Source organism: Paenibacillus diazotrophicus, assembly GCF_042610465.1.
The window spans coordinates 42,775-66,248 of record NZ_JBGJZN010000001.1; the positions used below are offsets into that span (position 1 = coordinate 42,775).

Here is a 23,474-nt window from a genome sequence, read left to right on the forward strand (position 1 = left end):
GTACAGCTGGAGTTCGGCTCTGCCAGCCGGCGGAGCTTTAACTTATGAGCACCATTTCACATTTTACCAATTCAATAGGGGGTATGACGCAATGAGATTTAAGAAGCTGCCGCTTATTCTGCTGAGCATGATTATGGTGCTGGTCCTGGCATCCTGCGGCGGAGGGAACGGGAATTCGGACAAGACGAACACAGCGAAGGCCAGTGATAAGCCTACAGCTGAAGCAACCAACGCAGCAGCAGAGACGACAGCGCCCAGTGACGGGACACTCGACCATTCTAAGCCGCTCAAGCTGACGGTATTCTCGACCACAGCCAACTATGCAGGTCCGCAGACCGGATGGTTCGCCAAAATTATCAAAGACAAATTCAATATTGAGCTGGATATCGTAGCTTCCAATCTGACCGGAGGCGACACCAAAATCTCGGCAATGATGGCTTCCGGTGATCTGGGCGATATTATCATCTTCGGGGATGACAAGAACCATTATCCTAATGCCATTAAGGGCAACCTGCTGCTGGATTGGACCAAGGACGGTCTGCTCGACAAGTACGCCCCGGATATTGCGAAGCAGTTTCCCAAAGCCATTGAGAAAGCAAAGGTTGCTTTTGGCGGGGGCAACGCAGTCTATGGGATGGGGAACAATGTGGCAACGAACCCGTCAGGACCTTCTGAAGGCAAGGATATGACCTGGGGACCGGATCTGCGCTGGGATCTGTACCAGCAAATCGGGGCTCCGGCGATCAACAAAATCGAGGATTACCTGCCGGTGCTGAAGAAGATGCAGGAGCTGGAGCCCAAGAATGAGCTGGGTAAAAAAACCTATGCCTTCTCGCTCTGGTCCGACTGGGACGGCAACTATAAAATGACACTGGCGAAACAATTCGCCAATATGATGGGCTATGATGAAATTCCTGACACTGCCCTTTACGTCAAAGCGGATGAAGAGAAATATTATGATTTCCTCTCCGACGAGAGCTGGTACATGAAATCGCTCAAGCTGTATTTTGAGGCCAATCAAATGGGGCTGCTTGATCCCGACTCTCTGACACAGAAATTTGATGATGTGGTTGCCAAGTATAAGGATGGCCGTCTGCTCTTTTCCTGGTTCCCTTGGCTCGGCGCTGCCAACTATAATACACCGGAAAGAACGGCAGAAGGCAAGGGCTTCGCTCTCGTACCATTCAAGGATGAGCTGATGTATTCTACAGGTTTTAATGTCTACGGCGGCAATGGGATCATCTCCATCGGTGCGAAGGCCAAGGATCCGGCGCGGATTATGGAATTCATCAACTGGATGTACACACCGGAAGGCGCAATGATCTCGGCAGGCAGCGGAACGGCGGTACCGAACGGTCCGAAGGGACTGACCTGGGATATTGACAGCAGCGGCAAACCGGTCGTTACCGACTTTGGCTGGAAAGCTTACGCTGATCAGCAGAACACCAAGGTTCCGGATGAATACGGCGGCGGGGACTACTACTACGGCTCGAATCAGATGAACTTCTCGTTCGTGGTTCCGGCAATGGTGAATCCGCAGACCAGTGAGCCTTTTGACCACAATTTGTGGAAAACCTCCCTGGAACGCAACCCGTCGAAGCTGGACAGTGACTGGAGAGCAAAAATGGGCGTGCTGACGGCCAAGGAATATTTTGAGAAGAATAATCTGCTTGCCGTTGCCCCTCAGGGCTTCACCGGGAAAGAACCGCTGACCATGGACAAAACACTGGAACAGAAAAACAAGCAGATCGGTACGGTGATTCAGCAAATTTCCTGGAAAATGGTCTTTGCCAAAAACCAGGCCGAATTTGATAAACTGAACAAAGAAATGCATGACAAGGTGAACGGACTGGGATATGCCGATGTGATGGACTTTTCGGTCAAGAAAGCACAGGAGCTGTTTGAGGCCCGTAAAAGCGTGAAGTAACACATCCTGAACTATAAGAGCAAGGCAGGGCGGAGAAATGGCTGCTCTGCCTTATTCTGTTCGTATGAACGTAAATCTGGTATTCTGGATTTATGAGATAAAACGCTTTCATCGGAGGAGAAAAAAGGACGTGCGGATGCTCAGAAGAAACGCGGGAAAGCATGCTCCGGCAAGCCATTCACTGCGGACGACCTTGGTGATATACCTACTGGTCGGGACACTGCTGCCATTGCTCATAGTCGGAATAGTATCCTATACTTCAATCTACTCTATTCTGTCCGGCAAAATCGGCAGCGGGATCAGCGCAAGTCTGCGGCAGGAAGCGCTCAGCCTGGAGAATGCCATCGATAATCTGGATTTTGCCTCCAAGCAGTTTGCCCTGGACGGTCAAATCGTAGCAGAGATGTCGTCCTTTCTGGAGGAGAAGCAGATCTACCGGAAATCCCAGATTATGAATTCCATCAATGAGAAGATCAATCTCGTGAACTTCACCAACCCCTACATCGGACTGACCGCCTATATTATGCCGGGCAGTGAAGACCCGGTGCTGTTCACCAATATGAGCACCCGCCGGGATTTTGATATCAGCCGGCTTCCGTCTTTTATGCGTTACAATGGTGCTGATTATTACGGGCCTCACGGGACGATGTATGCAGTTGGTGACAATGTTGTTTTTTCTGAACGCAGGATCGTCCGGGTGAACGGCCAGCATGATTTATATGTTTATCTGGAGACGAACTACAGCCTGCTGCGCAAAATTTTCAACCCGCAGGCTTACGGGATGCAGGTCAATCATCTGCTGGTCAACCAGGACGGCACGAATGCGCATGTGATTGACGGAGAAGTACCTGCACGGGTTGTGGAAGCAGCCGGTACAACCTCGGGGCCTGAGCATGAGGAGCTTGACGGCTATCATTTGTTTCGGTATGAGAGTCCGCAAGGCTGGAAGCTTGAGGCTGTGGTGAAGAAGTCAGTGTTTAACAGCGAAATTTATACCTGGTTCTATAAAATGATACTGCTCGCGCTGTCCACGCTGCTGTTTGCCGGAATGCTGGCCTGGCTGATCTGGAAAAGGATCTATGGTCCCTTGCGCAAGGTGAACCTCGAAATAATCCGGATGGCGGAGAATGTAACGGCCCCGGTATCCTTCACCAATGTGGAGGAGTTCGATTTCGTGCTGACGAACTTTCAGCAGATGAAGGATCAGGTGAACGAACTGATTCAGGCGGTAGCCCGTAATGAGAAGCAGAAAAGCCAATCTGAAATCGAGAAGCTACTGAGCCAGATCAACCCTCATTTTCTCCATAACACGCTGAATACGGTGCAGTGGCTTGCACGGCTGAATGGCCAGAAGGAGATCGACAAGCTGGTCACGCTGCTGGTGAAGGTGCTCCATTACAACCTCGGCAAACAGAGTATCATCGTAACGGTTCGTGAGGAGATTGAAGCTATCCGTAATTATATGGAGCTGCAGCGGATCCGCTATGATTATGAGTTTGAATTCAATGTGCAGGCCGAAGAAGCAGTGCTAAATGCAGCGGTTCCGCGCTTTCTGCTCCAACCGCTCGTTGAGAACTCGATCTATCACGGACTCAGCGACAAGGGCAGGGTAGATGTCATGATTACAGCCCACGGCCCCGGTGAAGTGCAGCTATGCGTCAGGGATAATGGAATCGGCATGAATGAGGCTCAGATCGGTGAGCTTCTGGCGGACGGAGAAGTAGGAAAACGCGGGCTTGGTATTGGGTTCTCTTACGTCATGCGTATGCTGAGGACGTATTACGGAGAGCAGATGACCCTGCAGATTCAAAGTAAAGTAGGGAAAGGAACCATCATATCCATTCTCATTCCCATTAAGGGCAAGGAGGACTTCGATGATTAAAGCTGTTGTAGTCGATGACGAGCGCCTGGTGCGCAAAGGCTTCATCTCGCTGATTGACTGGTCGTCCTTCGGGGTGGTAATTATCGGTGAAGCTGGTGATGGCAATTCTGCACTGACGTTGCTCCAGGAACAGGAGACTGACCTGTTATTTGTCGATCTGACCATGCCAGGCATGTCCGGCTTTGAACTTATCCGGCAGGTAAGACTGCGCTTCCCGGCTATACGCTGTGTAGTGCTGACCTGTCATCATGAATTTGACTATGTGCAGGAAGCATTGCGTCTCGGAGCGGTAGATTACATAGTCAAGACCCTGCTTGAGGTGGAGAATGCCGACGAGACCATCGGCCGGCTGGTTGAGCGTGTGAAATGGGAAGACAGCACACGGGAGCTGCTGGCGCGTGGAGAAGCCAGAGTAGTGGCTGCTGACCTGGCGCTGATCTATCTCCCGCGGCTGCAGGGAATGAATGAAGAAGAGCTGTTTCGGCTTTCGGTAACGAAGAATAACCCGCTCATCTCATTTCCGGACATGTGGATGACCCCACTGCTGAGCCGCTTTACGGAGCAAGAACTCTGCCTGGAGTTCAAAAATGTACTTAGCGGACGCTGGAGGATGGTGCTGGTTAGCGGATTGAAAGACCAGCAGCTTCAGGAAGTGGAGCATCTGCTGGGCAAGACGCTGCGGCAAGCACTTTTTTATTACAGCGGGATGGAGGAGCCTGCCAGGTTGAACTTTGGTGAGCTGAAACGAATGGCTGCTCAGCCATTTCCCACAGGAGAAGAATTATTGCGTGAAGGGCTGAATCTTAGATGGACGCTTGACGGTGCAGCTTGGGAAGGGTTCGTCTCCAGCGTGCAGCAGCTGCAGCCGGGGTATGAACATATTACGGCATTCAGCCATTCGCTGCTCCAGGACTGGAGCGGGCTGATCCTGAAGGCTGAAGAATCAGAACAGCTGAAAGCCTCGATTATCGGGAACTTGAACTGGTATCAATGGAAGAACTGGCTCCGGCAGTTCGCCGGATCTGTCCAGCGGCGGATGCTTGAGCTCGGGCTGAGCAAAGAGGTCATGTTCTGTCTGATTCGTGCAGTTCGCTACATGAGGACCCATGCGGGTGACAAAATCAATCAAGGGGATGTTGCCGCCGAGATCAATATGAGCAGAGGTTATTTCAGCCAGTGCTTTGCCCGTTTTGCCGGAGAGACTTTTGGGGATAGTCTGCGGAGCATGCGTCTGGAATTAGCCAAGACGCTTCTGCTGGAGACCCATTATCCGGTATGTGAAATTGCAGGGAAATCGGGATTTGAGGATGACCGGTACTTCAGCAGGCTGTTCCGTGAACATGTCGGCAAGCTGCCGAGCGAATATCGTGCGGAGGGGATGGAGCGGTGAGGAGAACGGTGTATTTTGTTCTTGCCGCCGTGGCTCTGCTCTCCCTGGCGGCTTGCCGGGGAGACAGGATGCCGGCAGCAGGCTCAGATAGCGCTGCAGATCCGGCAAATTCTGCAGATGCGGCCGCTTACGGGAGATATGAGAATCCGGTGATGATGCGAATTGGCTTCAAAGTGCCGGATTCCAGGCTCAATACGGGAGATAGTAATGACAATAACCCGATCTCCCGTTATTTGGAGAGTCTGACGAATATCAAGGTTATACACTCCTGGGAAGCGAAAGGTGAGGAGACATTTACGCAGAAAGTCCAGCTGGCGATCGACAGTAACGATCTCCCGGATGCCATGGTGGTCGACAGGGACCAGCTCAAAATGCTGATCGACAGCGATATGATTGCCGATCTGACCGATATTTACACAGAGTATGCGTCTGAGCTGATCAAAGATATGTATGATTCTACCCAAGGTGAAGCACTTGGAGATGCCTCCCGGAACGGCAGGCTGTACGGTCTGCCCAATGTGGCCATTAATGCAGATTCGCCGTCTCTGCTGTGGGTCCGTCAAGACTGGCTGGACAAGGTAGAACTGCCGGCTCCGCGTACTTTTGAGGATATTGAAGCCATTGCCAAAGCATTTATGGAGAAAGACCCGGATGGTAACGGCAAGCGGGACACTGTAGGCCTTAGCGCCTATAGCAATATCGTATACGGAACGAAACCTCATGTTAATGGCTTGGATACTGTATTCAGCGCATTTCATGCTTTCCCTACCAATTGGATCCAAGACAGCCAGGGTCATATTGTCTATGGCTCGATTACCCCAGAGACCAAGAAGGCACTTGGCAAGCTGGCCGACTGGTATAAGCGGGGTCTCATTGACCCTGACTTTGCCCTGTATAAGGAAACGCAGGAGCCGATTATTTCCGGCAAGGCGGGAATGTTCTTCGGCCCGTGGTGGATGCCGTACTATCCGTTGTCGGAGGCAGTCGCTGCGGATACCAAGGCGGAATGGAGGGCCTATGCAGCTCCGCTTGATGCATCCGGCAAGTTTGTAACTCATATGGCTCCGGTCACTGACCGCTATCTTGTCGTCCGCAAAGGCTATGAGCATCCTGAAGCGGTAGTGAAGCTGCTGAATGTCTTCACCCGGCTGGAACGGAGAAGAGATCCGAACGAGGCCGCGGTTCACAGCCTGGATGATTTCTCTGCGCAGACCGGCATTCAACTGCGTGCGTATTACCCGTTCGATCTGCTGATTGATTATTCGGATGCCACCGAGAAGCATTATGCGGAGTTGCAGCAGGCAGTTCACGGCAAGATCGATCCGGATTCATTGGACCCTGAGACCAGACTGCTCTATGAACACTGGCTTGCAGAGGAGGAGCAGCCCAAAAAAAATCTGGAGGGCTGGAAAGCGACCAATGCCTACAAATACGGAGTTGCTGTATTGTCTACGACAGCAATTGAGAGAGTGCGGAGTGTCTATTACGGCAGTACACTGCATATGCGCACCAAGTGGCCTGAACTGCAGAAGCTGGAGAGTGAAACCTTCCTGAATATTATCGTAGGTGATTCGCCTCTCAGTGATTTTGACCTCTTTGTAGCCAAGTGGAAGCGTATGGGCGGAGAGGTCATTACCCAAGAGGTTACGCAGATCTTGAACAGCAGTAATATGAACCGGTAAGGACTTGTAGCACCAATCCGTTATTTGCTGTTGGCACGGGCTGACAACAGGAGAAGGATATCCCATGACAGAAGCACAGGCCGGACTCTATTAGAAGAACCATTTCTGTAATGAATTAAATTGGGGTTTGTCTTTCCCAAACGTTTGGGATTATGCCCCCTGGCTTCGGCGGATACTCGAAAGGACTGAGCCTACAAAATGACATTTTCCCGAGAGCATAAACAATTGCGTATTAGTAACCTCTGCCCTATGGATCTGAACTTTCTTTTATATATTGAAAATATCTATGAGTGTTATCTCGGAAAAGAAGAGATCTTTCCAGGTAGAGGCGTAATCCCAAATGACCAAGAATTACTGGAAGCTGAAAGCTTTAGTGTCCGTCTTCATACTTGCTGGGATGAAATTGTAAAGGAGTATGAACAACAACAATACATGGATAACCATTTTAAAACATTTCATTTTAGAGATTGTTATAAAAATTTGTTTAAAGAGGGTTCAATATCTCAGATAGCTGAAAAGGTATGGAGTTCATTTTCATTGTGGTGGTGGTCTGAATACGGTATTAAAGCATACATGGAGAGATACTCCGATATATTTCTACCAGACCTTGCGGAGCAAATTTGGAAGGGTATTTATGAAAAGAATATTGAAGTTGATGACAGTTGTTCTCTTTATGTAATCCTATTATTCAAACAGCCTGTTAGGGTATTACCAAAGAGTTCAAATAACCTATTTTTTTCAACCATCAATAACTTTGTATATAAAAGAGAGGACATAACCTCCGATATAGTTGATTTATTTGTATGAATGCTCTTTATACGAGAGCAGAAGTGCTAAATACGTTATCCGAAATCATCAGCAATGCCCGTCAACCTTAACTGGTCGGCGGGCTTACTGTTTTATTAAAGGCTAATTACATTGGACCTATGTTAATTTTTGCTTAGGTCATCAACTACTAAGGAGTCTGAAGTTGTCCTCACGGGTCGATCATAGGTTCCCTGAATTTTTATTGACCTTTTGCAGCAAAATAACCAGCTGATCTGCCTCTTCTTCGGTTAGGTCGAGGGTAAGCTTACGGTTCAGCTCTGTCAGGATCGATTGGAGAACCGGAGCGAACTCGAATGCCTTGGTGGTCGGATAGAGCAGGGAGGAACGCCGGTCCTTGGGATCGGTTCTGCGCTCAATATATCCCGATTCTTCAAGTTGCTTCACTGAGCGGGCGGTAGTGGCTTTATCGAATTTCATTTCACTTGTCATTTGATCCTGTGTGATGCCGGGCTGGCCCAGAATCAGCTTCAAAAAGCTGTGCTGCCCTCCGTTACCGATGCCGTAAGGCATCAGTTCCTTGACCAGCCATTTTTGGTTCTGGCGATGAAGCTGGGAGATCAGCTTGCCGATAGGTTCTCTTTTTGTATTCAACGTGCACACCTCTTTGGTTGGAATCCTGCAGTCAGCAGGCTCTCCTCAAATCTTACATTATAATAGTTGCGCATGCAACTAAATTGGAGTACACTGGTGAAGATCAATTCGTTGCGGACGCAACTATATGCGAAAACTGTTTAAAGAGGGTGCTAAATATGAGTACACTTAGTGCAACCTATCAGGAGGATGCGGCGGTTCAGAAGAAACGCTGGATGATTCTAATCGTTCTGAATTTGTTCACCTTTATGTCCACGCTTGACGGAAGCATTGTGAATATTGCCTTGCCAGTGCTAGTGAAGAAGCTGCAGCTGCCGATAGCACAGGTCGAGTGGGTTACTACTGGTTATTTAATGGCGATATGCGCGGTCATTTTGTTCTTCGGAAAGCTGGGAGATATCGCCGGCAAGATCCGGATTTTCAAAATCGGAACGGTGATCTTTATCATTGGCTCACTACTCTGCGGTCTGAGTGCAAGCCTGCCGTTTCTGATCGCTTCCCGGGTCATTCAGGCGATTGGTGCTTCGATGACCATGGCCAACAGCCAGGGGATTGTCACAGACATTTTCCCGGCTACGGAGCGAGGCAAAGCGCTAGGGCTGATCGGAACCTTCGTGTCGCTTGGAAGTATAGCAGGACCCAGCCTGGGCGGGATTATCGTCTCCGCATTAGGCTGGGAATATATATTCTGGGTGAATGTGCCGATTGGCATAATCGCAATTGTACTAGGGTGGAAGGTGCTTCCGAAAGATCTGATCCGAGTAAAATCCAGAATCGATCTCCCGGGAAGCCTGCTGTTCGCCATATTCATCGTAACCTTGTTCGCTGGTCTGCTGCTCGGACAACAGCTCGGGTACGGGGACAGCCGGATTCTCTCGGCGCTGGTTGCCGCAACCGCAGCTTTTATTGCGTTTATTACAGTAGAGTTGCGCCGGAATCAACCGCTTCTGCAGCTGTCACTGTTCAAAAATCCTTTATTTTCTCTCAGTATCCTATGTGCGTTCCTAGTATTCGTAACGAACTTCTGCTTCAACATTATTGCCCCCTTCTACGCGCAGAACATGCTGAACCTCTCGCCATTCTATGCCGGGTTTCTGCTTATGCTGTTCCCGATATCCATGGTAATTGTGGCTCCGCTAAGCGGTGCATGGTCTGATAAAATCGGCTCCGAATTCCTGACCTTCGCCGGACTGATCGTGATGGTTATCGCCCAATTCGGCCTGGCCCGCCTGCATGAAGGAAGTGCAGTAGCGCTGGTGGGTGTGTGGATCGCCATGCTCGGCATCGGCAGCGGACTGTTCCAATCACCCAACAACTCGCTGATCATGTCCAAAGTGCCGCGGACCCAGCTGGGTTCGGCAGGCAGTGTCAACTCGCTGGTCCGCAATGTCGGGATGGTTGTCGGGATTACGATTGCCACATCCATACTCTTCAATGTGATGAGCAGCAAGGCTGGCTACCGTGTAACCGGCCTGATTCCGGGCCGTCCGGATATTTTCCTCTCCGGCATGCATGTCGTATTCATGACCTCATCAGCCATCTGCCTGGTATCAGCGCTGCTGACCGGCTGGCGGATGATCAGCATTAAAAAGGCTAAGAAGGCAAAGAAAGCCGCAGTTTGATAGTGGGCCGGGAAGCTTATACTGAAAGCTCGAGATGAATCCATTCGATCGTACTTTTTGCAGCCAGATGGCCCGCGATTATAGGCCTTTGTCACAAATACACACTTTGCATTGTCTTCAATATGTACACACATTTATGGAGGCGATGAGAATGAGTTTAAGATTTAATCACAGAGTGGTGAACGCTCCGGTTTTTAAGGCAATGAGGGCACTGGAGCAACAGGCGGGCGAGCGGATAAAAGATAAGGTATCCTATGAATTAGTAAAAATACGTGTCTCCCAGATCAATGGCTGCGCCTTCTGTCTGGATATGCACGCCAAGGAATTGTTGAAGCTTGGTGACTATGCTGACCATATTCTGTTGCTTAGTGTGTGGCATGAGGTTCCGCTGTTTACAGCCAAGGAAAAGGTGCTGCTTGAGCTTGCAGAAGCCGTAACCCTTATCAGCCAACAAGGAGTTCCCGCGCCTCTGTATGACAAGGTTATGGAGCATTTCAGCCAAGAGGAGTATGTAGACTGGATTCTGGCGATGAATACAATCAACAATTGGAACCGGATGGCGATTTCTACCGGAATGTATCCGGGTTGTTTTGACTAACTGATTAGAGAAAAGGCAGGTATAAGGTACAGGAGGGACAGCAGTGAAAGACTGGGCAAGTAAGCCAGGTACGGGAACAAGTCCAGAGCCAGTGCAGGGTAGCAGCCTGGAGGAACTCTTCCGCAGCTACTATCGTTACGGCTTTTCCATTGCATACAGGATGCTTGGATCAGTAGGCGATGCAGAGGATACAGTACAGGATTGCTTTGCGGAGATGCAGCGCCTTGGCTCAAGCAATATTCACAATATGAAGGCATATGTGGCTAAGGGAATCACCAACCGTTGTCTGAATATGCTTGGATCGGCGAGAAGCCGCAGGGAGACCTATATAGGTCAGTGGCTCCCTGAGCCGGTAAGTGACGCTTATGATGAGCCCGAAGCTTCAGTGGAACGGAAAGATACGCTCTCCTATGCTTTTCTAGTGCTGCTGGAACTGCTGTCTCCAACAGAACGGGCAGTGTTTGTGCTGAGAGAGGCTTTTCAATACGGATATGATGCCATTGCAGAAATGGTCGGCAAGTCAGAGAGCAATTGCCGGCAGATCTTTAGCCGGGCGAAACGCACACTCCAAGCCAGACCAACTTCTGAACTGCATCCGGCACCCGGCGGTAGTGCTTCAAGAGAACAGCTGCTGAACCGGTTCACAGCTGCGTTTACCGCTTATGATATTGAAGGAATGCTTGCGCTGCTGGGTGAGCATCCTGTCCTTGTCTGCGATGGAGGGGCGAAGGAAGTGCATACGATTCTTAGACCAATGAAAGGCCGTAAAGGTGTGCTGGCACTGCTGACCTCACGGCGGGTGCTGAAACAGATGCATGAGTGGGAAATCTCAACGAACAGGATTAACGGCGAGCAGAATCTAGTGTTCAAGCGGCAGGGTGAGGTTAGAGCAGTGCTCTGTCTGGTATTGGATAAGAGTGGAGAGCACATTCAGGACTTGTATCTGATGATGGCTGCCAGCAAGCTAGGTCATGTGAACTAAAAAAAGCGCTGCTTCCCGTATCATAGGAAGGCAGCGCTTCTTCGTGGATCTAGTTCTTGAAGCTGTGTATCGGAGCAGGAATACGCCCACCCCGGTTCACGAACCCGGAACAGTCGAACTTGTTCACGGCCATAACTGGCGCATAGCCGAGCAGACCGCCGAATTCAACCATTTCGCCTACTTCTTTGCCGATGACCGGAATCACGCGGACTGCAGTAGTCTTGTTGTTGACCATGCCGATAGCAGCTTCGTCAGCAATGATGCCTGCAATGGTTTCTTTGCTGGTGCTACCTGGTATTGCAATCATGTCGAGCCCGACGGAGCAGACACAGGTCATCGCTTCCAGCTTCTCCAGGGTCAGCGCGCCGCGCTGTACCGCCTGGATCATCCCATGGTCTTCACTGACCGGGATAAAGGCGCCGCTTAGTCCCCCTACATAGGATGAAGCCATAACGCCGCCTTTTTTCACATTGTCATTAAGGATGGCAAGCGCGGCAGTTGTGCCGGGTGCTCCAGCCTCCTCGAGCCCCATCACCTGGAAGATCTCGGCGATGGAATCACCGATCAGCGGAGTAGGTGCCAGAGACAGATCGATAATGCCAAAAGGCACATTCAGCCGTTTGGAGGCTTCCTGGGCTACCAGTTGTCCCACGCGGGTAACCTTGAAGGCGGTACGCTTGATCGTCTCGCAAAGGGTCTCGAAGTCGTGGCCCTTCACTTCCTCCAGTGCACGCTTGATTACTCCAGGACCGCTGACGCCAACGTTGATTACACATTCACGCTCACCAACACCGTGAAAAGCACCGGCCATGAACGGGTTGTCCTCGACTGCATTGCAGAAGACGACCAGCTTGGCACATCCGATGGAATCGCGGTCCTTGGTGCGTTCAGCGGTCTGAAGAATAATATCGCCCATCAGCTTCACAGCATCCATATTAATCCCGCTGCGCGAGGAGCCCACGTTGACGGAGGAGCAGACTCTTTCAGTAACTGCCAGCGCTTCAGGGATACTGTCGATCAGAATCCGGTCGCCTTTGGTACAGCCCTTCTGGACCAGGGCAGAAAATCCACCGATGAAGTTTACACCTACCTCTTTTGCCGCCTTGTCCAGAATTTCGGCTACCGGCACATAGGTGTCCGTATGGATTGCACCGGCAGCAATGGAGATCGGAGTCACCGAAATCCGCTTGTTGACAATCGGTACCCCGAATTGGCGTTCCAGATCCTCACCGGTTTTTACCAGCTTCTCAGCAGAGCGGGTAATTTTGTCATATACATTCTGATTGAACACCCGCATATCCGTGTGGGCACAGTCCATGAGGCTGATTCCCATTGTAATTGTACGGACATCCAGATTCATTTCCCGGATCATTTTATTCGTTTCCTGTACTTCGCCAATTGAAATCATAGGTTTAACTCCTTAAATTTTATTCATATATATTCATCTTTAGCCGTTTAAATCCGATGCATAATATTAAAGATATCTTCATGCTGGAGCTTGATCTCAACGCCGATCTCTTCGCCGACATGCTGCAGATCTTCTACAATCTCTTCAAAAGATTTACTTGGTGCGGATATATCCACTATCATCATCATGTTGAAATAATCCTGTACAATCGTCTGTGAAATGTCCAGAATGTTCAAATTGTGGCCTGCGAGATAGGTGCATACCTTTGCGATAATACCTACTTTGTCTTTTCCCAGTACTGTTATAATCCCCTTCAATGAAAAAGCCTCCTATTATAATTAATGTTTATCTAATGCTTTGCCCATCCGCCGCTTTAACGGAATGAACCGTTTCAATTATTATGGCAAAGGATTGGACAATCGACAACCGAAGTTTTTTTGTCCGTCTGCTCACTGATTTGCGCTTAAGCCCCATTTTAAATAGAATACAGTTGACAGATTAATAAAGCTATGTTTACAGCCTCGCATATACTAGCAGCTCGAAGGAGTTATCATGACAACTAGAAAATACAAAGAGCTGGTCGAGCAGCGTACCAGACAAACACTTCAAGCCTGGTCAACACAGGATGTCGTAAGTGAAAAGGACATTTACCGTTTCCTTCATAATTTGAAGGGTACCGCTGGAACCGTAGGATTATTCAAGATCGAGAAGCTGGCAGACAGCACGTTGCTCTACTTCACGGAGGATATCCACCGCAGCTGGCCGGAAAAGGAGTGGGGAGATTATTTGTACCCGCTGCTGGAGCTATTTGATGACGAAACAGATGCAGGGGTAGAGCCGCCAGGCCCGCATTCGCTTCAAACAGGGCATCTTCACGACATGCCGATCCAGCAAGAAATTCTGATCATTGATGACGATGTGGAACTGGTGGCTTTTATGCGTGAAGCCCTGGAGAAGCAGTCCTATTATGTAAGTATTGCCTTATCCGCCGAACGCGGATTGAAAATATTTTATGAGAGCAAACCGGACTTGATTCTGCTCGACATTCTGCTCCCGGACCAGAGCGGGATTGATGTGCTGAGGCAAATTATCGGCAAGGCGAAGAAAGAACGGATTCCTATAATTATCGTCAGCGGAGAGCATTCCAAGGATATTCAAATGTACGCCTATTCATTGGGGGTGATGGATTACATGCCGAAGCCCCTGGATATCGATTTGTTCCTGGTACTGATCAAAAACCGTTTTGATCTGAAGCGGGAATGGCAGGAATCAATTATCGTGGATGAGCTGACCGGGGCGTTCAACCGCAGATATTTTAACCAGACCATGAAGCAGCTGGTATCTGATTTCCGGCGGACCGGACGGATTTTTTCCCTGGCACTTATGGACCTTGATTATTTCAAGCTGGTGAATGACACCTACGGCCACCAGATGGGGGATCAAGTGCTGCAGACCTTTACGGACGTAGTGCGCCATTCGATTCGTGTGGAAGATACCTTTTGCCGCTTCGGAGGGGAAGAGTTCGCCTTGTTCATGCCTAATACGGACGCTGCTTCCGCTTTGCTGGTCGTGGACCGGATTCAGCAGCAGCTTGCATCAAGATGTTTTACCGCCAAAAAAGAAGAATTTCAAGTGACCTTCTCCGGAGGCATTACAGAGATTCGTGAGGAACTGAATGAACCTGACAGGCTGATCGGGGAAGCAGACCAGGCGCTGTACGCAAGCAAGCACAGGGGAAGGAACCGGAATACCCTGTATACGGACAAGCTCGACACCGACAAAACCGACTCACAGCTGAATGTAATTGTGGTGGATGACGATGCGCTGATCCGGCGGATTGTGACCCATCATTTTGCCTCCTGGGATCCGGTAGGTATTGATCTTGTCAAGGTCAGCAGTTATGCCAACGGTCTGCTATTCCTGGAATCGGACTGGTATACGCAAGGCGGTAAATATATTATTTTGCTGGATGGAATCATGCCGGAGCTGGATGGACTGGAGGTTCTGGAACGGATCCGCAGCAACTACCCGGAAGTGAATATTCTGGTAATCATGCTCACCGGAAGGAATAACCAGCGCGATATTATTCATGCATTGCAGATGGGGGCCGATGATTATGTAGTGAAGCCGTTTCATCTGCCGGAGCTGCTGACCCGAATCGAGCGGTTGGCTCACAGATTTCTGTTCTAAAACAGAAAAGTGCACAACATCATGAGGAACAGAAGGGTGAGGATTGAATGCAAAAAGTACTTGTAGTTGATGACGAAGAAGTTCTGCGTATGCTGATTGAAGATACACTAGAGGATTTGGACAATGTGGTGATCCATACCGCTGAGAATGGCGCCGAAGCGCTGATCAAGCTTTCAGAGGATCAGTATGACCTGGTCATTTTGGATTATATGATGCCGGAGATGACAGGAATTGAAGTTCTGGAGGCGATTGGAAACGAGCAGATTCACACCCTGCCTATCCTAATGCTGACCGCAAAGGCCCAGGAGAATGACCGCAGTAAAGCCCGTGAGGCCGGAGCGCAATATTTTATGCCTAAGCCATTCAGCCCGATGGAACTCCTGCAGATTGTGGAGGGTATTCTCAGTGAGAACAACGCATCCCTCTAATGTCAGCATGAAAACTAAATATTTTCGGATTATTACTCTGTTATTCACGTTTCTGGTTCTGTCAATCAGTGTCCTGTTCTTCTATATCAATTCCCAGCAAAGCAGGCTGAAGTCGGAACGTGAGCTCCTGCAGAACAAAGCGCATACCATAGACCAGTTGGCCGGGATGCTGAATGAAGTATTTTTCCGGGCCCGCGGGTATGTTGCCTTGAAGAGCACAAGTGAGCTGGGAATGTTAAATACGGCACTTGAGAATCTGGATGATATTCTGAAGCAATATTCCGGGCTGGATTTGTCACCCGAAGAGGCGGAGTACCGGGATGCTCTATCCGCTTATTATACGAACTACAAGAATCAAACACTGCCAAAAGTAATCCGTATGATTGAAAAAGATGACTATGAGGGCATCCGCAACCTTTCGCAGAGCGGTAGTACGCAGGCCTTGAATGATTTTCTTGCCTATACCAAGACCTTCAAGACCAGATCAGATGAGAAGCTGAGCGAATTGGCAGACCGTTCCATTCGGAAGGCTGACAGCTATACCGTTGCGGCTTTTGGGATCAGTGCCTTCCTGCTTCTGTTCTTTACCTTAATGATCTGGCGGATGCTGAAGGTTCTGATTGATCCGATTGTCCGGCTGGAGGAGGCTGCTCATTCGCTTGCTGCAGGTGAGGCGGTTCTGCTGGGCAGTCTGAACAAGCGGGATGAGATGGGCCGTTTGTATGAGGCCTTCCTGAACATGGCACGCAGCATACAGGACAAGGAAGAAGAGCTGACGATGCAGAACGAAGAGCTGCACGCCCAGCAGGATGAGCTTCAGGACCAGCAGTTCAAGCTGGAGCGTTCTTTAAGCGAAATTAATAGCATGATGAAAGCACTCGATCAGACCTCGGCTGTCGGCATTCTGTCGGCAAAAGGGCTGTTCACTTATGCAAATGATAACCTTAGCAGCTATACAGGCTACAGAAATTCTGAAATTATCGGTCATCCTTTCCGGTTATTCAAGCTTCTGAATATTGACGCCGCTCAGGTGGAGCAGATCATCAGTAAATTATCGACTGGCGGGGACTGGAGCGGGGAAACAGAAGTTCTGGCGAAGGAAGATCAGGGTTCTGTATGGCTCCATATGATGGTCATGCCGTATTTGAACGATGAGGGTAAAGTCTACCAGTATATCCTGATCGCGAACAATATCACCTCCCTGAAAAATGTGCAGCAGCAGCTGGCGGTTACCCTCCAGAATACGGAACAGACTACCTTCATGCTGGAGCGTTATAACCAGTTGAATCATGATCTCACCTACACATTGGACAAACAGGAATTTGCCGAGAAATTCAGCGGGTTCATGAACCGGATCTATGGTTTTGATTCCAGTCTGTTCCTTCTGGTCAAGGATAAGATTGCCGTTGTCAAAGGTGTACCGAAAGCGAATGTGGAGCGCTACCTCGATCATAATCATTCTGATATTCTGCACCGGCTGGGTGAGGAGAAATCCTATATTGTCAAAAGAACCGGCTCGCCTCGGGAACAGGGCATATCTCCGGATGAAGTCTATTGCTACGATTACTACACTTCCGTAGTAGGCAGCAGTAACGAGATTCTGGCCGTCTTCTGCGGCAGTCGGATTGGCCGTACCTTCACTGAAGAAGAGCTGAGCGAGATTCAGGGGCTCATGAGCCGGGTGGCACTGGCGATCGAACGGCTTATGATGTATGAAGAAATCGAACACGGGCGTAAGCTGAACCGCGATATTCTCAACAATGTCAATGAAGGTATTCAGTTCGTCAATACCGCAGGCGTAATTCAGCATATCAACAAGGCGCTTAATCAGTTGTTCCGCTATAGTGACAGGACTGGAGATTCACTGGTTTCTGCAGAGGATTGGCTGGATGCGTTCACCGGTAAATCTAACGAATCAACTGAGCTCCGGCAGTTCTATGAGCATGCGATGTCCGAAGCGGCCGTGGATTCCAGCACCATGAAATATTCGCTGGGCAGCGAAGAGATTAAGCATGTGGATGTCTATGCGATTCCGGTTCTTCGCCGTAAAGAACGGATAGGGACGCTGTTCGTACACCGTGATATAACCCGGGAGTATGAGCTTGATCTGATGAAATCCGAGCTAGTCAGCACGGTCAGCCATGAACTGCGGACTCCGCTGTCCAGTGTCCTTGGCTTCACAGAGCTGCTGCTGTCCAAAACCATGAAGCCGGAGAAGCAGCTGAAATATCTGGAGACGATTCACAAGGAAGCGAAACGTCTGACGGAGCTGATCAATGATTTTCTGGATTTGCAGCGTATGGAGTCAGGCACACAGCAGTATCACGTCGAAACAGCACATCTTAGTGAAATTGTGCTTGGGGTTATTGATCAATATAAACTTAGCAGCACTCATCATATCCTTCTGGAAGACGGAGCTGTACACGATGAGGTGGCTGTTGACAGGGACAAAATCATTCAGGTGCTCACCAACCTGCTGAGCAATGCCATCAAATTCTCGCCGGAAAGCCATGAAGTCAAGGTGCTGCTCCGCAATGAGCCGAATCAGATTATCGTGCGGATTCAGGATTACGGGCTGGGTATTCCCAAGAATCAGATTAGCCAGCTGTTCCAGAAATTCAGAAGAGTGGACAACAGTGCATCCAAGCGGATCGGTGGCACCGGACTGGGGCTTGCGATATGCAAGGAAATTATTGAAAAGCATCAAGGGGCTATCGGCATCGAGTCGGTGGAGGGTGAAGGTACGACCGTTTGGTTCAGCTTGCCTGTAGAGATTGCAGAGGACAGCAGACCTGTGGAAGAATCCGCCAAGTGGGGAATGGACAAGGAAGAGAAACCGAATGTGATGATTGTAGAAGATGATTACAGTCTGTCGCTGCTGCTCTCGGAGGAGCTAAAGGGCAAAGGCTTCCAGGTCACCCATCACTATCATCCGCAAAAAGCATTCGACCAGGCTATAAATTCCTCTTTTGTGGCTATCGTCGTGGATCTGATGCTGGGTGTGGAGCTGGACGGATGGGATCTGATCCGTATGCTCAAAAATGATCCCCGGACCGAACAGGTTCCTATTGTGATCTCCTCGGCATTAGACAAAACAGATAAAAGCATGCTTGAGAACGTGAAGACCTATCTGACCAAGCCTTATCCGCCGGGTGAGCTGTCCAGTACACTGCAGGCAATTGTGGATATCCGGCTGAAGTCGGGTGAAGTCCTTTTCCCGGACAATACCCTGTAATAGCTCTTGCCTTACAGTAGACTCTAAGGTATATAGTGAGGTTGAAACAGACAACCAATCAGGATTGTAAGGGAGGAAATGCGAGTGAAATACAGTTATTTAGGTAAATCCGGATTAAAAGTCAGCCAGCTCTGTTTGGGTACCATGAATTTTGGTCCGGAAACCGAGGAGAAGGAAGCCTTCAGAATTATGGACGCAGCCTTGGACGCAGGCATTAACTTTTTTGATACAGCCAATGTATATGGCGGTAATGACCGGCGCGGCTGGACCGAAGAGATTATCGGCCGATGGTTTCAGCAGGGAGGCGGCCGCCGTGAGAAGGTCGTCCTGGCTACCAAGGTTTATAATGACATGTTCGACGAGCAGGACGGTCCCAATTCAGGTGCCGGTTTGTCTGCGTACAAGATCAGACGGCATTTCGAAGGCTCACTGAAACGTCTGCAGACGGATCATATTGAGCTGTATCAAATGCATCATATCGACCGTAATGTTTCCTGGGACGAGCTGTGGGGGGCTTTTGAAATTCTGGTCTCCCAAGGCAAAGCCGATTACATCGGGTCCAGCAACTTTGCGGGCTGGCATATTGCCGCTGCCCAGGCAAAAGCCAAGGAACGCCACTTCCTGGGGCTCGTCTCCGAGCAGCATCTGTATAACCTGCTGGAGCGGACACCGGAACTGGAGGTTCTTCCGGCTTCGCAGGAGCTTGGCCTGGGAGTGATTCCATGGAGTCCGCTGGCCGGCGGCTTGCTGGGACGTAATGCGCTGTCCAAATCGGGCGTACGCAGCGCCCGTTCGGCCAAACTGGAGCAGCACCGGGGCCAGCTGGAGCAATTCTCCGCGCTCTGCAAGGAGCTTGGAGAGCATGAGGATCAAGTGGCATTGGCCTGGGTACTTGCTAATCCGGCTGTGACTGCACCGATCATTGGGCCGCGGACGATTGAACAGTTCGAAGATTCGCTCAGAGTCACCGAGATCGTGCTCGAAGCAGATACGCTGAAGAAGCTGGATGAGATCTTCCCGGGACCGGGCCGTCCGGCACCGGAAGCCTACGCCTGGTAAATGTTGCGAAAGAAATCAATATAGGAAACCGGCTGCTGCATATTCTCTGCAGCAGCCGGCCAGCACGGGAGTATCCTTTGGGATGCCCCGTGTTTTTTTTATTCTATGATTAATATTCACCGGGATTTGAATCCTGAGAGGTGGAACGAATGATGACAAGGTCCCCTTCCTCGTTAATTTCCGCATATGCCACTAAATCCAGATCCGGATGGCCAAGCTCCTGAAGCTTCCGGCGCAGCCAGGTTTCATCATGGCCGAGACTGGCCAGCGTGTCCCGCTGTACCACACCGGCTTCCACGAGACTGCGGGGGAGCTGTACGCTCTGTGGCGCGAGGTTCAGATCTTTGCGGGGAGCCGGCTCATATTCAGGTTTCTTAAGGATACTGAGCGATCCGTTGGTTTCATAAATGGCATAGGCCACCTCATTTACGGAGAAGGTATCCTTCGCACGCAGCATCATTCTCAGCTGCTCGAAGTCCAGATTGTTTTTGCGGAGTCTGGAGAGATCAAGCTTACCGTCACGGATGAGAATTTCCGGCTCACCCTCCAGCGGTTTGCGCAGCTTGCGGACCCGCTGTGTGATCTTTTCAAAGAGAATGGAGAGCACGGTCCATACTGCCAGAGCAAATAGCAGCAGCAGTACCGACTTATCCGGCTCATAAATGGTGTTTCCTACCAAATCGCCAAGAATTACAGCAGAGATAAAGTCGAAAGGCGTTAAAGCGGAGATTTCCTTTTTGCCAAGCAATCTTGTCATGGCCCATAAGCCGGTGAATCCCGCTGTAAGTTTCACTAATACGGATAGGTAATCCATAGTTGTTACCTCCCTGATGCGATTTGGATTGCAGATCGCAGATCTAAGAATGTATAACCCATACACCTTCCGTTGTAACATGAAACATATGCCGCTCCAGCCGGGTGGTTCCTTAGAAGAGTGACAGGGATGAATCTTGGATCTTCCTGTGATAAGCTGAGCATGGAGAATGAATAGTACGCTTATTTATAAAGAATGAAGAGGAGGTGGCTATTACGCTTTTTTATTTGATATCCCTATTGATCGTTATTGCGGACCAGGGGGCCAAGTGGGCGGTGCGCTCTCATATGCAGCTGGGTGAGAGTATTCCTGTGTGGAGCGGACATCTGCAGTTTACGTATTACGAGAACAGTGGTGCAGCGTTCAGCTCTTTTCAGGGATTTGGCCAGTATTTCGCTATAGTTGCAATAGTCTTCGTTGCTGCGGTGTTCTATTACAGACACAAGGGGGAGCTGCGCGGACCTTTGCTGGAAGCAGCGAGCGGATTTCTGGTAGGAGGAGCCATCGGGAACGCCCTTGATCGTGTGATTTATCATCAGGTGACTGATTTTCTGGTCTTCGGTAGCCGGGGCGGCATTCTGAACCTTGCAGATTTGGCGATCAACGCCGGAGGACTGCTCGTGGTGGATCATCTGCTGAAGGGACCGCTGACACGTTTATCTTTTAAAAGATAATATAATTCCTTCAGGCTGGAATCTCCCTGGTTTGAATGTGAATGGCTGAATTCTTACAAATTTATCGAATAATTAATATCATTTTATCTAATAGAAGTTATCACTAAATATGATGAAGCTGGTTAAATCAAAGCTTTTTACTATGATTTAACCGGCTTTTGTGCGTTTTATTGAAATTATTGGTTATATAGTATTAATTTAGCAGCATTATCCCTCGTTGATCGTTTCATATAATTGTGATAGCCTGAATTCATGATGTTAAGAGGGAAGCAGATTTCATGCGAGGAGAGGTCGATAGTGTTGCAATTACATGTTACGAACAGTCCTTTTAATGAGGAACAAGTGGAGCTTCTAAACCGCCTTCTGCCGTCATTGACGCAGACACAGCAGATTTGGCTTGGCGGATATATATCTGCACTGACACTGCAGGGCGCATCAACTGTAACAACTGCAGTGCCGGCTGTGCTTGCGGCATCCGGTACAGGTGTTGCTGCTGCTTCAACTGCGATTGCCCAGCCGCCTGTTTCCCGTGAGATCACAGTGCTCTTCGGATCGCAGACTGGTAACTGCCAGCGTCTCGCCTCCAGCCTGTCAGGCAAGCTGAAGGAGCAGGGTTTCGAGGTTACCGTATCTGCCATGAATAGCTTTAAGCCGAATGGGCTGAAGAAGGTGGAGAATCTTCTGATTCTGGTCAGCACCCATGGAGAAGGCGAACCGCCGGATAATGCCCGGTCGTTTCACGAATTTCTATATAGCAAAAGAGCGCCTCAACTGAATCATCTGAGATATTCAGTGCTGGCTCTTGGGGATACCTCTTATGAATTCTTCTGCCAGACTGGCAAGGATTTCGACAAGAAGCTGGAAGAGCTTGGCGGACAGCGCCTGAGCCCGCGTGTGGACTGCGATCTGGACTATGACGAACCGGTCGCTGATTGGATAGAACAAGTGATTACCGCCCTTAACGGTGCCCAGGGTGCCCCGGTAATTGCTGAAGAGGCCGTACTCGCGGCTGAACATGCGGAATCGCTGCAATCTGCGTATTCCCGCAATCATCCTTTTCAGGCTGAGGTGCTGGAGAATGTGAATCTGAACGGACGCGGCTCGGACCGGGAAACCCGCCATTTGGAGCTGTCGCTCGCAGGTTCTAACATGACCTTCGAACCTGGAGACTCGCTTGGAGTCTATCCCGAGAATCACCCCCGCCTGGTTGAGGAGATCATTGCTGCCATGGGCTGGAATTCCGGAGAAACTGTTCCTCTGAACAAAAAGGGGGAAGAGGGCACTCTGCAGGAGGCCCTTCTCCGCCACTATGAAATAACCGTCCTGACCAAGCCGCTGCTGGAGCAGGCAGCCAAGCTGTCCGCAGCGCCGGCGCTTCATGAACTGCTGCTTCCGGACCGTTCCAACCAGCTAAAAGAATATATCCAGGGTCGCGATCTGCTCGATCTGATTCAGGATTTCGCGCCATGGGATGTCCCGGCCCGTAGCTTCGTAACCATTCTGCGCAAGCTTCCGGCAAGATTATACTCTATCGCCAGTAGTTATAATGCCAATCCTGAAGAGGTTCATTTCACTGTACGGGCGGTACGCTATGAATCCCATGGACGAGAACGCTATGGTGTATGCTCGGTTCACTGCGCGGAGCGTGTACAGCCAGGAGACACTTTACCGATATATATCCAGAACAATCCGAATTTCAAGCTTCCGGCAAATCCGGATGTGCCCGTGATTATGATCGGACCCGGTACGGGAGTCGCGCCGTTCCGTTCGTTCCTGGAGGAACGTGAAGAGCAAGGGGCAGAAGGCAAGACATGGCTGTTCTACGGAGACCGTCATTTCGTGACGGACTTCCTTTATCAGACAGACTGGCAGCGGATGCTGAAGGACGGTGTACTGAATAAGCTGGACGTAGCCTTCTCCCGGGATACTGAGGAGAAAGTCTATGTGCAGCACCGTATTCTGGAGCAGAGCAAGGAACTCTATTCCTGGCTGCAGGAAGGCGCCCATGTATATGTCTGTGGAGACGAAAAGCATATGGCCCACGACGTCCACGCAGCACTGATTAGTGTGATTCAGGAGGAAGGCGGATTGAGCCCTGAAGCAGCAGCGGCTTATCTGGACACTCTGCAGCAGGAGCAGCGTTACCAGCGCGATGTATATTAAA

General features: G+C 49.9%; 18 protein-coding genes. 14 read left to right on the forward strand and 4 right to left on the reverse strand.

Going from position 1 to position 23,474, the window contains the following annotated elements:
- The first annotated feature begins 91 nt into the window (after positions 1-91).
- From ACAN54_RS00185 to ACAN54_RS00205, 5 genes are all read left to right on the forward strand, one after another.
- Positions 92-1,927, forward strand: coding sequence for a type 2 periplasmic-binding domain-containing protein (locus ACAN54_RS00185; RefSeq protein ID WP_379150745.1), 1,836 nt, complete (start codon positions 92-94; stop codon positions 1,925-1,927).
- Between the two features lie 196 nt (positions 1,928-2,123).
- Complete coding sequence (locus tag ACAN54_RS00190; protein ID WP_379154063.1) at positions 2,124-3,809, forward strand: sensor histidine kinase; 1,686 nt, start codon at positions 2,124-2,126, stop codon at positions 3,807-3,809.
- Positions 3,802-5,199 (forward strand): response regulator transcription factor, encoded by a 1,398-nt coding sequence (locus ACAN54_RS00195; RefSeq protein WP_379150748.1) that lies wholly within the window; start codon positions 3,802-3,804, stop codon positions 5,197-5,199. The genes ACAN54_RS00190 and ACAN54_RS00195 overlap by 8 nt, the downstream gene beginning before the upstream one ends.
- A complete protein-coding gene (locus ACAN54_RS00200; RefSeq protein ID WP_379150751.1) occupies positions 5,196-6,881 on the forward strand; it encodes an extracellular solute-binding protein in 1,686 nt (561 codons plus the stop codon). The genes ACAN54_RS00195 and ACAN54_RS00200 overlap by 4 nt, the downstream gene beginning before the upstream one ends.
- Before the next feature lie 198 nt (positions 6,882-7,079).
- On the forward strand, positions 7,080-7,688 hold the full coding sequence (locus tag ACAN54_RS00205) for a hypothetical protein (RefSeq protein ID WP_379150754.1): 609 nt from the start codon (positions 7,080-7,082) through the stop codon (positions 7,686-7,688).
- A 180-nt stretch (positions 7,689-7,868) separates the two neighbouring features.
- Here the strand turns inward: ACAN54_RS00205 and ACAN54_RS00210 are convergent, their stop codons facing one another.
- A complete protein-coding gene (locus ACAN54_RS00210; protein WP_379150757.1) occupies positions 7,869-8,300 on the reverse strand; it encodes a MarR family winged helix-turn-helix transcriptional regulator in 432 nt (143 codons plus the stop codon).
- A gap of 158 nt (positions 8,301-8,458) precedes the next feature.
- On the opposite strand from ACAN54_RS00210, the gene ACAN54_RS00215 reads away from it, so the two are divergent.
- From ACAN54_RS00215 to ACAN54_RS00225, 3 genes are all read left to right on the forward strand, one after another.
- Entirely contained in the window at positions 8,459-9,922 is a 1,464-nt protein-coding gene (locus ACAN54_RS00215; RefSeq protein ID WP_379150760.1) for an MFS transporter, read from the forward strand.
- A 151-nt stretch (positions 9,923-10,073) separates the two neighbouring features.
- Positions 10,074-10,520 (forward strand): carboxymuconolactone decarboxylase family protein, encoded by a 447-nt coding sequence (locus ACAN54_RS00220; protein WP_379150763.1) that lies wholly within the window; start codon positions 10,074-10,076, stop codon positions 10,518-10,520.
- Positions 10,521-10,563: 43 nt separating this feature from the next.
- Positions 10,564-11,502 (forward strand): sigma-70 family RNA polymerase sigma factor, encoded by a 939-nt coding sequence (locus ACAN54_RS00225; RefSeq protein ID WP_379150766.1) that lies wholly within the window; start codon positions 10,564-10,566, stop codon positions 11,500-11,502.
- 49 nt (positions 11,503-11,551) lie between these two features.
- Here the strand turns inward: ACAN54_RS00225 and ACAN54_RS00230 are convergent, their stop codons facing one another.
- Together ACAN54_RS00230 and ACAN54_RS00235 are read right to left on the reverse strand one after the other, a co-directional pair.
- Positions 11,552-12,907 (reverse strand): PFL family protein, encoded by a 1,356-nt coding sequence (locus ACAN54_RS00230; protein ID WP_440833899.1) that lies wholly within the window; start codon positions 12,905-12,907, stop codon positions 11,552-11,554.
- A gap of 50 nt (positions 12,908-12,957) precedes the next feature.
- Positions 12,958-13,227 carry an ACT domain-containing protein gene (locus ACAN54_RS00235; protein ID WP_074087745.1) on the reverse strand — a complete coding sequence of 90 codons (270 nt, stop codon included), beginning with the start codon at positions 13,225-13,227 and terminating at the stop codon, positions 12,958-12,960.
- Positions 13,228-13,462: 235 nt separating this feature from the next.
- On the opposite strand from ACAN54_RS00235, the gene ACAN54_RS00240 reads away from it, so the two are divergent.
- From ACAN54_RS00240 to ACAN54_RS00255, 4 genes are all read left to right on the forward strand, one after another.
- On the forward strand, positions 13,463-15,100 hold the full coding sequence (locus tag ACAN54_RS00240; RefSeq protein ID WP_379150774.1) for a GGDEF domain-containing response regulator: 1,638 nt from the start codon (positions 13,463-13,465) through the stop codon (positions 15,098-15,100).
- 47 nt (positions 15,101-15,147) lie between these two features.
- Complete coding sequence (locus ACAN54_RS00245) at positions 15,148-15,528, forward strand: response regulator (protein ID WP_379150777.1); 381 nt, start codon at positions 15,148-15,150, stop codon at positions 15,526-15,528.
- Positions 15,506-18,763: an ATP-binding protein gene (locus ACAN54_RS00250; RefSeq protein WP_379150780.1), complete on the forward strand. Its 3,258-nt coding sequence runs from the start codon at positions 15,506-15,508 to the stop codon at positions 18,761-18,763. The genes ACAN54_RS00245 and ACAN54_RS00250 overlap by 23 nt, the downstream gene beginning before the upstream one ends.
- Before the next feature lie 84 nt (positions 18,764-18,847).
- The gene (locus tag ACAN54_RS00255; RefSeq protein WP_379150783.1) at positions 18,848-19,822 is read left to right on the forward strand and encodes an aldo/keto reductase; all 975 of its coding nucleotides are present in this window, start codon (positions 18,848-18,850) and stop codon (positions 19,820-19,822) included.
- Between the two features lie 109 nt (positions 19,823-19,931).
- On the opposite strand, the gene ACAN54_RS00260 is transcribed toward ACAN54_RS00255, so the two are convergent.
- Positions 19,932-20,636, reverse strand: coding sequence for a DUF421 domain-containing protein (locus ACAN54_RS00260; protein ID WP_379150786.1), 705 nt, complete (start codon positions 20,634-20,636; stop codon positions 19,932-19,934).
- Between the two features lie 206 nt (positions 20,637-20,842).
- Between ACAN54_RS00260 and lspA the strand changes: the two genes are divergently transcribed.
- Positions 20,843-21,310, forward strand: coding sequence for a signal peptidase II (gene lspA / locus ACAN54_RS00265; RefSeq protein ID WP_379150789.1), 468 nt, complete (start codon positions 20,843-20,845; stop codon positions 21,308-21,310).
- A gap of 300 nt (positions 21,311-21,610) precedes the next feature.
- Positions 21,611-23,473, forward strand: a complete 1,863-nt coding sequence (locus tag ACAN54_RS00270) for an assimilatory sulfite reductase (NADPH) flavoprotein subunit (RefSeq protein WP_379154065.1) — start codon at positions 21,611-21,613, stop codon at positions 23,471-23,473.
- Position 23,474 lies beyond the last annotated feature (1 nt).

Excerpts from the sequence above, each read along its gene's own strand:
- ACAN54_RS00185 (WP_379150745.1), top strand. The coding sequence starts at position 92 with ATGAGATTTAAGAAGCTGCCGCTTATTCTGCTGAGCATGATTATGGTG.
- ACAN54_RS00195 (WP_379150748.1), top strand. The coding sequence starts at position 3,802 with ATGATTAAAGCTGTTGTAGTCGATGACGAGCGCCTGGTGCGCAAAGGC.
- ACAN54_RS00205 (WP_379150754.1), top strand. The coding sequence starts at position 7,080 with ATGACATTTTCCCGAGAGCATAAACAATTGCGTATTAGTAACCTCTGC.
- ACAN54_RS00215 (WP_379150760.1), top strand. The coding sequence starts at position 8,459 with ATGAGTACACTTAGTGCAACCTATCAGGAGGATGCGGCGGTTCAGAAG.
- ACAN54_RS00220 (WP_379150763.1), top strand. The coding sequence starts at position 10,074 with ATGAGTTTAAGATTTAATCACAGAGTGGTGAACGCTCCGGTTTTTAAG.
- ACAN54_RS00240 (WP_379150774.1), top strand. The coding sequence starts at position 13,463 with ATGACAACTAGAAAATACAAAGAGCTGGTCGAGCAGCGTACCAGACAA.
- ACAN54_RS00245 (WP_379150777.1), top strand. The coding sequence starts at position 15,148 with ATGCAAAAAGTACTTGTAGTTGATGACGAAGAAGTTCTGCGTATGCTG.
- ACAN54_RS00260 (WP_379150786.1), bottom strand. The coding sequence starts at position 20,636 with ATGGATTACCTATCCGTATTAGTGAAACTTACAGCGGGATTCACCGGC.